Consider the following 12705-nt stretch of genomic DNA (forward strand, 5'->3'; position numbering starts at 1 on the left):
GTGATCCCGGGCACAGCCCCGGCCCCGCGTGCTCACCTCGGCCGTTCGTTGCCCCGCCGGTAGTTGCCCGTCGCCCGCGCGAGGAGCTGTTGCGTCGCCATCTCGTCCCCGGCTGCACGCTCGAGCAGGGCGACGAGCCGGCCGGCCGCACCACCTGCCACCGTCACGACCACCCGTCCACCACGCGCGATCCGGACGCGCCCGTCCTTCGTCACGTGGTGGTCGAACGGGTCCGGGAAGTCTGCCGCGTCGTCGGTCCCGGTCATCTGCTCGTCCGTCCCATCCGAGCAGGCTAGGGCGACCGCGACGTCAGCCGCCAGGGGAATCCCGGTCGTGCGCGGCGGCCGCCGCTCGGCGGGTGGTGAGGTTCGCGTGCTCGGAGTAGCGCGGCACCCACCGCAGCAGGGCGCCTGCCGACCCGACCCCGAGGCCGGCGGTGACCCAGATGCCCGCGGCGATCGACCCGAGGGCGATCCCGCCCGAGAGGACCAGCGGGCCGAGAGCGTCACCGGTGTCCTGGAACAGGCGCCAGATCCCGAGGAACGTCGGGCGCACGTCCGGTGGGGCGACGTCGGACCCGAGGGTCATGATGATCCCCGAGCCCATGCCGTTGCCGAGCCCGAGGAGCGCGGCGACCACCGCCACCGACGCGACCGAGTGCGCGAACGGCAGGGCCGCGAGCGCGGCCGCCATGGTGAGCATCGACGGGACCGCGATCCACAGCCGACCGAACCGGTCCATGACCTTGCCCGCCGGGTAGAACAGCAGCATGTCCAGCGCGCCCGAGAGCCCGAAGAGCAGCGACGTGACCTCGGGGTCGAACCCCTGGTACTCGCCCCACAGCGGCAGCACGGTCTGCCGTGCGCCCCGCACCGCGCTCACGAGCAGCACCGCGACGCCGAGGGTGCAGAACAGGCGACGGTGCTCGCGCGCCACGCGCGCGACGCTCGTGCGAGGAGCGTCCCGGCCGCCGCGGTCCCGGGTCCACCGTGGCGTCGGCGAGCGGGGTTCGTCCTGCACGACGGCAAGGATCGCCACGACCGCGAGCGACGCCACCGCGCCGAGCCAGTAGGCGCCGCGCAACGAGGTCGCGGCGATGACGGCCGCGCCCGCGAACGGGCCGAGGAAGAGCCCGATCCGGTGGACCCCGGCCAGCGTCGACAGGACCCGCGCCCGCCGCAGCGGTGGGGTGATCTCGGTGAGGTACGCGTGCCGGGCGAGGTTGAACACCGCCGACGAGCTGCCCAGGGCGAGCACGCCGAGCCCGAGGCCCCACAGGCTCGCCGTGGTCGCGATGGTCACGAAGGCGGCGACCGCGATCCCGCCCGCGAGGAGCATCGCCCGCCGGTCCCCGAGCCGCGCGGCGAGCGCTCCCGCGGGCAGGTCGGTGAGGATCTTGCCGATCGGCAGCAGCGCCATGATGAGGCCGGCGACGGTCAGCGACGCACCGCGGCCCGTCGCCGTCACGGCGACGACCGGCAGCATGGCGCCGATACCGATCTCGAAGACGAGGGTCGGGACGAACGCTCCGAGCACGACGGGGCGCAGCGGGAAGAGCGGCGCGGCGTCGCTCCGGGGCGAGGAAGTGTTCATCGGGCAACCATTCTGCCCGGTCCGTGGCCGCGCGAGGACGCACCCGTGCCTCGGGTCGACCGGCGTGCGGGCGCTATGCGTCCGGTGCGGGCGCTGCGGTGACCGGCTGCCGGAGGATGGTGCGCTGCTTCTCGGGTGCGACCTTGCGGAGGTCGCTGAGGTAGATCTCGTGGTGCGTGCCCGTCGGCGCCAGCCCCTGCCCGGGGATGATCTCCCGGTGCAGCCGCTCGAGCACGGGGCCCTCGTCCTCGAAGGTCCCGACGTGCAGCGTCTGCACGCACCGGCCCTCGGACAGCGCCTCGAGGCGGACGTCGTCCAGGCGCGCCGGCGCACGCTTCGTGCGCACCTGCTCGACGGCGGACGTGACCCGGTCCGCGTCGATCCAGTCCGGGACCATGAGCATCACCGTCCAGTCCCACTGCGACTTGTCCCGTGCGGTCGTGAACGCGTCCATGTCCGCCGCCCACCACAGACCCTCCAGCGGCGGGACGACATAGTCCCGGTCGAGCTCACGCCGGCTGGCGAACTTCAGCGTGTATGCCACCGGGTAGAGCGCGGCCAGCGCGTCGGCGAAGGCCACCGAGGTGTTCGGGTCACCGTGGCCGTCGACCATCAGGTAGCGCAGGTCCGGCACGTCGACGACCCGGAACTGACCACGCCGCGCGCGGTACGGGTCGAAGGTCTTCTTGAAGTCGATCGCGTTCGTCATCGTTCCCCTGGAGTCGCTCACCGACGGGACGGCCGTTCATCAGCGTAGGGCAGCGCGTGACGCAGGGCACCGGAAGGGTTCGGCTGCCGCGCACGTCCCCGGGGTGTTGCGCCCACCGTTTCGGGAGCATCATGAGGAGCGTCGGAGCGGACGGCATCTCGCGAAGGAGCGCAAGGCATGGAGCTGTCAGGGCGGGCGCACGCCGCGCGCGACGCGATCGAGCCCGTCACGTCCTTCTTCGTCTCGTTGCGCGCGATGGACGGGCGCCACGACGTCGTCGACCTGACGTTCGGCGACCCGCACGAGATGCCGCTGCCCGCGCTCGTCGACGCGCTGCGGGCGAACCTCGAGCCACGCGCCGAGGACTGGTTCGCCTACAAGACCAGCCTCGCCCCGGCCCGGGAGACGATCGCCACCGGCCTGCAGGGCGAGCTCGGCCTCCCCTTCGAGCCGGACGACATCGCCATGACCCAGGGTGCGTTCGGCGCCATCGCGCTCGCATTCCGGCTGGTCGCCGACGCCGGCGACGAGGTCGTGATCCCCGAGCCGGGCTGGTTCTACGCCCCGATGCTCCGTGCGGCCGACCTCGTCCCGGTCAACGCGCCGCTCGCCGCGGACACCTTCGACCTGGACGTCGAGGCGGTCGTCCGGGCGATCACGCCCCGGACGCGCATCGTCGTCGTGAACTCGCCCGCGAACCCCACCGGCCGCGTCTACGCCGAGGGCAGGCTGGCCGAGCTCGCGAGGGCACTCGAGGAGGCGTCGGCGCGCAACGGTCGGCGGGTCTGGTTGCTGTCCGACGAGCCGTACCGGCGCATCCGGTTCGACGGCGTCGGCTTCACGAGCCCGGCCGCCTGCTACCCGTGGACCCTGATCGACTACAGCTACGGGAAGGTCCTCCTCGCTCCCGGCCAGCGCCTCGGCTACCTCGCGCTCTCGCCCCTGATCCCCCGGGCAGAGCGCGCCGAGCTGCGCGACGCCCTGCTCCCGCTGCAGCTGGGACTGGGATGGGGCTTCCCCGACGCCCTCATGCAGTACGCGGTGCCCGCCCTGGAGGCCGTCTCGATCGACCTCGTCGAGCTCGAGCGGCGACGGGACCTCATGGTGCAGGCGCTCGGCGCGGCGGGATACTCGGTCACCGTGCCCGAGGGCACGTTCTACCTGTGGGCCGCCGCACCGGGCGGCGACGCGGTCACCTTCGTGGCGGAGCTGGCCGATCGCGGTGTGTTCGTGCTGCCCGGGACCGTGTTCGACCGTCCCGCCCACTTCCGGATCAGCCTGACCGCCACCACCGCCATGCTCGAGCGAGCGCTGCCCGCCCTGCGTGACCTCGGTGCACTCTGAGATTCCGCCGGTGACAGCGGCCCCTGGCACACTGGCGGCCATGACGCTCCCGGACGCCGCCCCGACCGTGACCGCTCTCGACGTGCTGCGCGACGTCTTCGGCTACGACTCGTTCCGCGGCGACCAGCAGGAGATCATCGAGACGGTGACAGGCGGCGGCGACGCTCTCGTGCTCATGCCGACCGGCGGCGGCAAGTCGCTCTGCTACCAGGTCCCGGCACTCGTCCGGCGCGGCACCGGCGTCGTGATCTCGCCCCTCATCGCCCTCATGCAGGACCAGGTGGACGCCCTGGACGCGCTCGGCGTCCGGGCCGGCTTCCTGAACTCCACGCAGAACCCGGACGAGCGGCGCGCCGTGGAGCACGCCTACCGGTCGGGCGAGCTCGACCTGCTGTACCTCGCGCCGGAGCGGCTCGGCGTCGAGTCCACCGCCCGGCTGCTCGACCAGGGCACGATCGCGCTGTTCGCGATCGACGAGGCGCACTGCGTGTCCCAGTGGGGCCACGACTTCCGCCCCGACTACCTGCGGCTCGGCGAGCTGGCCGAGCGCTGGCCCGGCGTCCCGCGCATCGCGCTGACCGCCACCGCGACCCAGCACACCCGCGAGGAGATCGCGACCCGCCTGGGCCTGGCAGAGGCCCGGCACTTCGTCGCCAGCTTCGACCGGCCCAACATCACCTACCGGATCGCCCCCAAGGACAACCCGGGCAGACAGCTGCTGAACCTGCTGCGCACCGAGCACCCGGGCGACGCCGGGATCGTGTACTGCCTGTCCCGTGCGTCGGTGGAGAAGACCGCCCAGCAGCTGACCGACCAGGGCATCCGCGCCCTGCCGTACCACGCGGGCCTGCCCGCGCACGTACGCTCGGCCAACCAGTCGAGGTTCCTGCGCGAGGACGGCGTGATCATGGTGGCGACCATCGCGTTCGGCATGGGCATCGACAAGCCCGACGTCCGGTTCGTCGCGCACCTCGACCTGCCCAAGTCGGTCGAGGGCTACTACCAGGAGACCGGCCGCGCGGGCCGGGACGGCCTGCCGTCCACGGCGTGGCTCGCCTACGGGCTGGCCGACGTCGTCCAGCAGCGCAAGATGATCGCCGATTCCGACGGTGACCCCGCCCACCGCCGTCGGCTCTCGTCCCACCTCGACGCGATGCTCGCGCTGTGCGAGACGGTCGAGTGCCGCCGAGCCCAGCTCCTGCGCTACTTCGGCCAGGACCACCCCGGCGGCTGCGGCGCCTGCGACACCTGCGCGAACCCACCCGAGGCCTGGGACGGCACCATCGCCGCCCAGAAGCTCCTGTCGGCCGTGTACCGGCTCGACCGCGAGCACGACCAGCGCTTCGGCGTCGGGCACGTGGTCGACATCCTGCAGGGGAAGTCCACACCCAAGGTCACCCAGTGGGGGCACGACAGCCTCACCGTGTTCGGCGTCGGCGACGACCTGTCCGACGGCGAGTGGCGGTCCGTCGCTCGCCAGCTCCTCGCCCAGGGACTGCTGGAGGTGGACTCGAACCACGGCACGCTGCTGCTCACGGCAGCCAGCGCGGAGGTCCTGGGCCGTCGCCGCGAGGTACGGCTGCGCCGCGACCCGCGGCCCCAGGGTGGCGGCCGGAAGCCCGCACGCGCCAGCGGGGCCGCCTCGGAGGCGGTCACGCTGTCGGACGCCGACCAGGAGGTCTTCGAGCTGCTCCGCGCCTGGCGGGCGTCGACCGCCAAGGAGCAGGGCGTGCCGGCCTACGTGGTCTTCCACGACGCGACGCTGCGCGCCGTGGCCACCGGACGACCGACGGACCTGGATGAGCTGAGCCAGATCAGCGGCGTCGGCCAGGCCAAGCTGGACCGCTACGGCGACGGGATCCTGGCGGCCCTGCGCCCCTCGCCCTGAGCCGTCTCTGCATGCCACACAACCCCTCGCGGCGCACCCTTCCCGCTGCCGCCCTAGAAGACGAGCCCGTGCCGCTCCACCAGCGGCATCGTCGCCTCGAAGTCCACCTCGCCGCCATACTCGGCCGCGAGGGCGGGAAGCGTCTCGGGCGAGTACTCCCCACCGGGCTCAGCGAGTCGGCGGAACATCGCCTCGATGCCACCAGGAACGATGATCTCCAGCACACGGAGCTCGTCGTCACCCGCGTTCCAGAAGGTGTGCCAGCGCCCCCGCGGCTTGACGACGAGATCGCCCGACGAAGCCGTGATCTCGACACCCTCCTCGACCACTCCGAGCGTGCCGCTCAGCACGAAGGTGTACTCGTCCTCGCGGCTGTGCCGGTGCACGGGGGCGGCCAGCACCTTCGGCCCCAGCACATGCTCGACGAGCGCAAGACGGCCGCCCGATCCCGCGCTCTCGATGAGGAACCTGTCGAGAAGCCCGGGCTCGCCCGTGACATCGCCTTCGCCCGCGCGGACGACCTGCGGGCCGACTGGAGCCGCCATACCGCCCGATGGTACGCCCGTGGCATCCACGGCGGTACCCTCGGCGAGATGCGCGGACGTGCCGAGGACGTCTGCACTCCCCGCCCCACCCTGATGGCCGGTTCGAGTGCCCGACTGGTTCACGGGACGCAGCACGACGGCCCCAGCGCTGCGGTCCCTGAGAAGCCTTCGACGGCCGGTTCCGTCAAGCGGTCGGTTCGACAGCCGCGTCCGCAGGCATGTCCGGCGTCGTCGACGCGTCGACGCCCTTGCTGGCCGCACGCTTGCGCTCACGGGAGTGGTGCCGGTACTGGCTCGGCGTCTGGCGGCGACTTCGGTAGAAGGCGCGGGCGAAGGCTCGCGGAGAGGCATAGCCCACGGCCCGCGCGATCATGCCGACAGGCTCGTCCGTGTCTCGTAGCCGGGACGCGGCGAGATCCATCCGCCAACCGGTCAGGTAGGAGCCCGGCGTGGTCCCCATCGCGCCGGTGAAGTGTCGGGTCAGGCTGGCTCGGGAAACTCCGATCTCCGCAGCCAGCGAGCCCGTCGTCCAGTCGCGGTGCGGCTCGCGGTGCATCAGGCTCACCGCGTCGCGAGCGATCGGGTCTAGTCGCGCATCGAGCACGGCAGGGTCTGCGTCGTCGGGCCGTCGCGCGAGCACGGCTCTGATGAGTTGCACGAGAAGGAGGTCGACCAAGCTGTTGACGGCGGCTGTCGTGCCGACCTGCGGCTGAGCGAGCTCGGCGTCGATCAACTGGCTGATGGCGACGAGCCCGGGGTTCTCCTGTGCGCTGAGATGGAGAGGCGCGGAGAGCGCGAGAAGTGCCGGGGTGCTGACCTCGGCGTCATGCGTGTAGTGCAAGGTCAGCAGTCGGCTCTGCGTGGGCGGATGGCCGACGTGCATCGGCCGTCCGCTACGGCGAGCGTGTGTGGCGGTCGCGTGGTTGCAGGGGGCGAGGGTCAGTCCCGGGCAGGCGGCGAGGCTGTGCTCGACGTCCGGCGGAAGCCACAGGACGTCGCCCGTCCGCAGCGCTCGGGGCGCCTCCTCCGGTACGGCGACCCAGGCCTGACCGGAGATCACGACGTGGAGTGTTGCGTGTGGCGAGATGCCCGCCTGGACGCCCCACGCACCGCCGACCTCGACGCGGACGCCCGTCGAGTCCCGGGCACCCGACAACCGGATGGTGTCGACGAGCTCGCTCACTCTGTCCGGCTCCCTCGGCTCGAGCACCTGGACCATGACACCCACCTCCTGGCTGCGTCAGGCATCGTTGTACGCCGTCTCACCGAGCTGTCCCGGCCGCACCGCGGCCGGGACAGCCGCAAGACACCCTAGAGGGCCAGCGCACGGAACGGGTCGCTACCGTCCCAGTCCCGACTGGCGTCTCGGATCATGCCGAAGAACGCCTCGAAGTCGGATGTCCTGTGATGCACCTCCACATGGTGGCCGAAGAGGTGCGAGGCATCGTGGTAGGACGTGTGCATGGTCCCGAAGCGTGCCTGCATGTAGGACGGCGCGCCCTGTTGTTCGAGAGAGTCGACGACCAGGTCCCAGTCCTCGACGGCCCAGGCGATGTGATGGAGCGCCGGGGTCCGGAGCGTCGCCAGGTTCTCGCTGACCGGTCGCGGTGCCGAGTCGTGCACCACCATGAACTCGACGCGTGTGTCACCGAGCTGTCCGATGGCGCTCGAGTGGTCAAAGGTCGCGGGTGCGCCACCGCTCGTCACCTCGCCGAGCTGCACGTGCTCGCTGTAGAAGAACGGACCGGCCCCCGTGGTCCGCACCGCGGCCGTCACCGCAGCCTCGAGGTCGTCGACGACGTAGCCGACGTGGTGCACCTCGCGCAACAAGACCGTGCCGGACGGCCTGACAGAAGGAATGGACATTGCTCGCTGCTCCGGTTCATCGATCGGATCTGACTCGTCGACACTAGGTTTCGCCGTGTGCTCCATCCGGCTCGAGAGGGCGCAGATCGGCTCAGATCCGGGGCCGATCGCCTCTGCGAGCATGGCTCCATTCACGAACCTGTCGTTGGAACACCGTCACGCGTCTGGCCCACGCCTGTGAGAGCGGGCTCAGATCTGTCCGCTGACTGCCCGCACGGCGAAGCCGTCCAATGCGTCGGCGACCAACTCGGGCTCCTCCTCGGCAACATAGTGGCCGGCACCGTCGAGGCTTACCGTCGTGAGGTCGGAGGCGATCGGTTCCAGCCCGTGCGGAAGCTCATGTGATCCCGAGGCCGCGCCGACAACGGCAAGGACGGGAATCGGGATCCGGGCTGTGGAGAGCTCGCGGTTGCGGGCAGCGTTCTCCGGCACCGCCCGGTAGTACTCCAGCATGCCGCGTAGCGACGTGGGGCGGGAGTAGCTTCGGACGTACTCATCGATGTCCGCATCGGAGAAGGTGGCTCGCCAGTTCAGCGCGCTGCGCTGGAGGAACCACAGCACGATCTCGCGTTCGTGCCCGGTGAAGAGCAGCTCGGGCAGCTCAGGGACGCGCTGGAAGATGAAGTGCCAGCCTCCATAGCCGCCGGTATCGTCCAGGCTCAAGTTCACGCCTGCGATGTTGCCGTCGAGCAACGCGACCCCGGCGAGGCGGTCGCCAAGACGGTAGGCAGCAGAGAAGCCGACCCAGGCTCCGACATCGTGGCCGGCAAAGACCGTCCGCTCGACCCTGAGATCATCGAGCAGGTCACCGACGATCCCCGCCGTCGCCCAGCTGTCATAGCCGGCCGAGGAGGGGCCGGAGTCGCCCTGCCCCGGCAGATCGATGGCGATCACCCTGTGCCGCTCGGCAAGAAGGGGCATCACCCGCCGCCACGCATACCAGCTCTGCGGAAAGCCTGCCGCGAGCACGATCGTCGGTCTGCCATCCTGCGGTCCGGCCTCTACCAGATGCCAGCGCTGTGCCCCGACACGGATCTCTCGATGGCGGAACGAGCTGTCTCGACGAGTCACCATGCTCGTCGTAACGACGGTCGTGTTCGGCGTGTTCCGGTCGAGAGCTCGCGACGCTCAGCAAGGACGGCACGGACCGAGTGCTGCCGGCCGGCGATCTCCCCCAGGCACCACAGGCCGCACCGTGACCCGGGCAGCCGGGTCTCGATCGCGAGGCTCGACCACGCCACCGGTCACATCCTGGCGACAACACCGTCGACCCCACCCGCACCTACTGACGCAACAACGAACGAGAGCCCGGCCGATGGCCGGGCTCTCAGAGAGAAACGATGACGTGAGACATCTCTCAACGATGTCCTGCGTCATCACATGGGTGGAGCTGAGGGGACTCGAACCCCTGACCCCCTGCATGCCATGCAGGTGCGCTACCAGCTGCGCCACAGCCCCGCGAACCATTGCTGGTCCACGCTCCCCGGGCGGTTTCCCGCCCTGCGGAGCGTCGCTAGTCTACGCAGAAACCGGCTCCAAGTTCCAATCCGGTCCGGCGTTCCACTCGTCGAGCGGGAACCCGGCGCCCACGTTGTGCGCGACCACCCGCCACGCCGGCTCCGCGGAGGGTCCCGAGCGGTGCAGGTGCGACCAGTGGACATTGTGCAGACCGGAGATCCCGCGCCAGCGCGCCGGGTCGAGACCCAGGAGCGCCGTGATGGCGAGCGTGATCGCGGCACCGTGCGAGACGACGACGAGCGTGTCGTCCGTGCCCAGCTCCTGCGCGTGCTCGGTGACGGCCTCGACCATACGGGCCGCGACGTCGACCTTGAGCTCCGCCCCGGCCCGGGTCGGCTCCTCGCCGCGACGCCACGCGGCGTACTCCTCGGGCCAGCGCTCGGCAAGCTCGGCGCCTGTCAGGCCCTCCCACTCGCCGAAGCCGCGCTCGCGCAGCCGGGCGTCCGGGACGACGTCGACGCCCGTGGCACGGGCGTAGTACGCCGCCGTCGCGTGCGCACGGGAGAGGTCCGAGGCGACGATGCGCGCCGGGCGGTGCGCGCTGCGCAGGGCGTTCGCCCCTTGCTCGGCCTGCCACTCCCCCACACCGTCCAGCGGGATGTCGACCTGGCCCTGCAGCCGCATCGCGGCGTTGTACGCCGTGCGCCCGTGCCGCAGCAGGACGATGGTGCCAGCGCTCACGCGGTGGGGTCCTGCGAGAGGTGGATGGCACCGTCGTCGCCCGTGGCGGGCTGGCCGTCGGAGTCGTCCACCGCACCGGAGCCACCGCGCGCGTCCTCGGGCAGCTCGATGAGCGGGCAGTCCTTCCAGAGCCGCTCGAGGGCGTAGTAGACGCGGTCCTCGGCGTGCTGGACATGGACGACGATGTCGCCGAAGTCGAGCAGGACCCACCGCGCCTCCGCCTTGCCCTCTCGGCGAATCGGCTTGGCACCGACCTTGTGGAGCTCCTCCTCGACGGCGTCCACGATCGCGGAGACCTGGCGTTCGTTGGTCCCCGAAGCGATGAGGAACACGTCGGTGAGGACGAGCTGCTCGCTGACGTCGAGCGCGATGATCTCCTCGGCCTTGCGGTCCGAGGCGGCGCGAGCCGCGATCACGGCCAGATCGACAGCCTGTTGCGTAGCGGTCACGACACTCCGTTCGTTCGTCCCTGCCTCAACGGCCGAGATCGGGTGGTCCGGCCGCGAGGCCGGAAGATGCGAGGACGGCCTGGACCGGTCCGAGCGCGTAGGTGGGGTCCTCCCGCAGGACGAGCTCCCAGATGAGAAGTCCGAGCACGAACGCGACCGCGACGAGGATCAGGTAGTGCAACCACGTGTAGGCGTGGTTCGGCGGTTCGTCGTCGTAGTCGTCCTCGTCGTCGTAGCCGTCGTCCTGGGCACCGCGAACGCTCGGGAAGAGGCTGTCCGCCGGGGGGCCCGCGGGCGCCGGGCCGGTGGGACGCTGCTCGCGCGCCGGCGCGGGCGCCGCGCCGGCGCCGGTCGTGATGGACGCCCATGGCAGGTCGGCCGGGGCGGGCGCGGGCTCAGGCGCCTGGCTCGGCGAGCGGGAGGGGCCGGTGGACCACGGTGAGGTGACCTCGGCCGGCGAAGGCGCCGTCGATGCCTGGGGTGCGGCCTGCCAGGCCGTCGTCTGCTGGGTGGACGTCTGCTGGGTGGACGTCCGCTGCGCGGACGTCGCGGCGAAGGCCGACGAGCGCTGCGCGCCCTGCGGCGCCTGGCCCGAGGGCGCGTCCGGCGGGCTCGTCGGAGGGAAGCCCGTGGGTGCGGAGGCCGTGCGAGAAAGCGGCACACCACCTGCCGCGCCGGGGGGCGGAGCCTGCGGCGGTGCCTGGCGGACGCGCGGCTGCTCGGGTGGGGCCGCAGCGGGTCGCTGACCGTACTGCGAGGACGCGGGCGAGGGGGCCGGACGTGCGCTCTGGCGCACCGGAGCGGCTGACCCGCCCGGTGCGGGCGGGCGGATGGCGACGCGCTCGGCCGTCTCCTGGATCGGGGTCAGGCGACCGGTCTCGTCGAGCCGGCGCATCCCGCCCGACGCGGCGGGCGGGCGGACGACGGAACCGGTGGAACCGCTCGGGTACCCGGGAGACGCGGACGGCGCGGACTCGCGCAGCGTGCGCCGCGAGGGCGGCGGGCCGCTCGGCGCGGGGCTGGGCTGCGCCGCGCCGTAGGCGCCACCACCCGTGGACGGGCCGGGACCGGCCGGGCCGGTCGGGACGCCGCCCTCCTGGGCCGCCCGCTGGGCAGCGGCCGCCGCCTCGCGCTCGCGGATCTCGCGCCGCGTCAACGGACGGACGGGATGCATGTTGCTCCCCTGCTGATCACTCATCCTGCTGACCTCGATACAGACCGTGCTTGGCGATGTACTGGACGACGCCGTCCGGCACCAGGTACCAGACCGGCTGACCGGCTTCCGCACGGCGGCGGCAGTCGGTCGAGGAGATCGCGAGCGCCGGGACCTCGAGCGTGCTCACGGCACCTGGCGGTAGGACGTCGACGTTCAGCTGGTGCTCCGGACGGGAGACTGCCACGAAGTGTGCCATCTTCCACAGCTCGTCAGCATCCTTCCAGGTCAGGATCTGCTCGATCGCGTCCGCGCCGGTGATGAAGAAGAGCTCGGCCTCGGGTCGCAACCGGCGCAGGTCGCGCAACGTGTCGACCGTGTAGGTCAGGCCGGGCCGGTCGATGTCGACGCGGCTCACCGTGAAGCGGGGGTTGGACGCCGTCGCGATCACCGTCATGAGGTACCGGTGCTCTGGCGGCGTGACGTGCGTGTGCTGCTTGAAGCTCGGTTTGCCCGTCGGGACGAACACGACCTCGTCGAGGTCGAACCGCGCAGCGGCCTCGCTCGCCGCCACCAGGTGCCCGTGGTGGATGGGGTCGAACGTCCCGCCCATCACCCCGAGGCGAGGCGTGCTCGACGACATCGGTTGCGTGGTCCCGGCGGTCGTCAGTGCCGGGTGCCGACGCTGCGGAAGGCGTACGTCACGAGCAGCATGGCCACGAGCCCACCGAACCCGAGCAGCCCGAACGCGACGGGTGAGATCGGCAGGTGCGCAGCGGCCTCGGCACCTTCTTGAGCGGCCTGCACGACGGCTGCAACCACGACGTCCTCCTAGACGATCGGCTCTTCTCCTGACGACCGGCGGGGGCCGGTCGCCGACTAGTCTCTCACGAACCGTTGGAAGCCTGGTCCGGCAAGTCTCAGGTATTTCTGGTATAGGCGATCAGTCGATCCGCGCC

The 12705-nt window shown here is 71.5% G+C and carries 14 protein-coding genes and 1 tRNA gene; 2 read left to right on the forward strand and 13 right to left on the reverse strand.

Going from position 1 to position 12705, the window contains the following annotated elements; translation table 11 throughout:
* Positions 1-32 precede the first annotated feature (32 nt).
* From OHL10_RS10280 to OHL10_RS10290, 3 genes are all read right to left on the reverse strand, one after another.
* A complete protein-coding gene (locus tag OHL10_RS10280) occupies positions 33-266 on the reverse strand; it encodes a hypothetical protein (protein WP_265522114.1) in 234 nt (77 codons plus the stop codon).
* Positions 267-309: 43 nt separating this feature from the next.
* A complete protein-coding gene (locus OHL10_RS10285; RefSeq protein WP_265522115.1) occupies positions 310-1593 on the reverse strand; it encodes an MFS transporter in 1284 nt (427 codons plus the stop codon).
* Between the two features lie 73 nt (positions 1594-1666).
* On the reverse strand, positions 1667-2302 hold the full coding sequence (locus OHL10_RS10290; protein ID WP_265522116.1) for a GyrI-like domain-containing protein: 636 nt from the start codon (positions 2300-2302) through the stop codon (positions 1667-1669).
* Between the two features lie 177 nt (positions 2303-2479).
* Here OHL10_RS10290 and OHL10_RS10295 point away from each other — a divergent pair, with 177 nt between their 5' ends.
* Together OHL10_RS10295 and recQ are read left to right on the forward strand one after the other, a co-directional pair.
* The gene (locus OHL10_RS10295; RefSeq protein ID WP_265522117.1) at positions 2480-3646 is read left to right on the forward strand and encodes an aminotransferase class I/II-fold pyridoxal phosphate-dependent enzyme; all 1167 of its coding nucleotides are present in this window, start codon (positions 2480-2482) and stop codon (positions 3644-3646) included.
* Positions 3647-3686: 40 nt separating this feature from the next.
* Positions 3687-5534 carry a DNA helicase RecQ gene (gene recQ, locus OHL10_RS10300; RefSeq protein WP_265522118.1) on the forward strand — a complete coding sequence of 616 codons (1848 nt, stop codon included), beginning with the start codon at positions 3687-3689 and terminating at the stop codon, positions 5532-5534.
* Between the two features lie 53 nt (positions 5535-5587).
* Here recQ and OHL10_RS10305 read toward each other — a convergent pair whose 3' ends face one another.
* The 10 genes from OHL10_RS10305 to OHL10_RS10350 form a co-directional block, all read right to left on the reverse strand.
* Positions 5588-6079 (reverse strand): cupin domain-containing protein, encoded by a 492-nt coding sequence (locus tag OHL10_RS10305; protein WP_265522119.1) that lies wholly within the window; start codon positions 6077-6079, stop codon positions 5588-5590.
* Between the two features lie 184 nt (positions 6080-6263).
* Positions 6264-7298, reverse strand: a complete 1035-nt coding sequence (locus OHL10_RS10310) for an AraC family transcriptional regulator (protein ID WP_265522120.1) — start codon at positions 7296-7298, stop codon at positions 6264-6266.
* A 92-nt stretch (positions 7299-7390) separates the two neighbouring features.
* Positions 7391-7945 (reverse strand): VOC family protein, encoded by a 555-nt coding sequence (locus OHL10_RS10315; RefSeq protein ID WP_265522121.1) that lies wholly within the window; start codon positions 7943-7945, stop codon positions 7391-7393.
* A gap of 189 nt (positions 7946-8134) precedes the next feature.
* Positions 8135-9019 carry an alpha/beta fold hydrolase gene (locus tag OHL10_RS10320; RefSeq protein ID WP_265522122.1) on the reverse strand — a complete coding sequence of 295 codons (885 nt, stop codon included), beginning with the start codon at positions 9017-9019 and terminating at the stop codon, positions 8135-8137.
* Between the two features lie 311 nt (positions 9020-9330).
* A tRNA-Ala gene (locus OHL10_RS10325) sits at positions 9331-9403 on the reverse strand.
* Positions 9404-9463: 60 nt separating this feature from the next.
* A complete protein-coding gene (locus OHL10_RS10330) occupies positions 9464-10144 on the reverse strand; it encodes a histidine phosphatase family protein (protein WP_265522123.1) in 681 nt (226 codons plus the stop codon).
* On the reverse strand, positions 10141-10593 hold the full coding sequence (gene rsfS, locus OHL10_RS10335; RefSeq protein ID WP_265522124.1) for a ribosome silencing factor: 453 nt from the start codon (positions 10591-10593) through the stop codon (positions 10141-10143). Before rsfS ends, OHL10_RS10330 begins: the two co-directional genes overlap by 4 nt.
* A 25-nt stretch (positions 10594-10618) precedes the next feature.
* Positions 10619-11791, reverse strand: coding sequence for a hypothetical protein (locus OHL10_RS10340; protein ID WP_265522125.1), 1173 nt, complete (start codon positions 11789-11791; stop codon positions 10619-10621).
* On the reverse strand, positions 11784-12389 hold the full coding sequence (gene nadD, locus OHL10_RS10345; RefSeq protein WP_265522126.1) for a nicotinate-nucleotide adenylyltransferase: 606 nt from the start codon (positions 12387-12389) through the stop codon (positions 11784-11786). The genes OHL10_RS10340 and nadD overlap by 8 nt, the downstream gene beginning before the upstream one ends.
* A gap of 23 nt (positions 12390-12412) precedes the next feature.
* The gene (locus OHL10_RS10350; protein WP_265522127.1) at positions 12413-12568 is read right to left on the reverse strand and encodes a hypothetical protein; all 156 of its coding nucleotides are present in this window, start codon (positions 12566-12568) and stop codon (positions 12413-12415) included.
* Positions 12569-12705 lie beyond the last annotated feature (137 nt).

The organism is Oerskovia flava (assembly GCF_026163685.1).
Taxonomy (GTDB): Bacteria; Actinomycetota; Actinomycetes; order Actinomycetales; family Cellulomonadaceae; genus Oerskovia_A; species Oerskovia_A flava.